1 protein-coding gene is annotated in these 584 nt (G+C 40.4%); it reads right to left on the reverse strand.

Annotation, left to right across the window (positions count from 1 at the left end; translation table 11 throughout):
- Positions 1 to 83 precede the first annotated feature (83 nt).
- A partial coding sequence (locus ACFIL8_RS12390) for a terminase gpA endonuclease subunit (protein WP_375690073.1) occupies positions 84 to 584 on the reverse strand: 501 nt, incomplete at its 5' end.

Consider the following 584-nt stretch of genomic DNA (forward strand, 5'->3'; position numbering starts at 1 on the left):
TCTTCAATTTGTTCACGCCGCCTTTTTAAACTTTCCAGTCTGTCAATTTTGCTGTTAATTGGTTCTAAAGTTTCACCCACAAATTACCTCCAATCCCCTCGCATATAAGGATTCATCACTGTTCTGGATTGTTTCCTTTGAGGTTTTGCTATCTGAGATCTTCTTGGAGAAGTGAATGAAGAAATCCCAGATGTTGGTTGCTCTACAGAACCTTCAATTTTAAGTTTTTCCAAACGCTCTTCTAAGATATCAACTTCTCGATTAAGGTTTATTCCCGCCGAAATCAGACCTTGTAAAGCCGCATAAGCATAGACCCTACAATCCAAGGCTTCGTTTCTTGCCTTTTCACTTTTTTGCCATTCAATACGCTTGAAGCCTTTGAAATATTTGATGACTTTTCTTTCAGCGGTTAGCTGGTCAAAATATTCCTGGTCAAGGCTTTTGTGAAAGTGTGTTGCACCAGCCCCTGATGCTTCAGGTCCCGATTTTTTAAACCGTGCCGTGATAATATCTTTTGCCGCGTCAACACCAACAATATAGAGATTAATCTGTCCTTTATTGTTTTTGCTTGGTCGGCGTGGCCA

Source organism: Bartonella sp. AP57NXGY (assembly GCF_042195805.1).
Taxonomy (GTDB): domain Bacteria; phylum Pseudomonadota; class Alphaproteobacteria; order Rhizobiales; family Rhizobiaceae; genus Bartonella.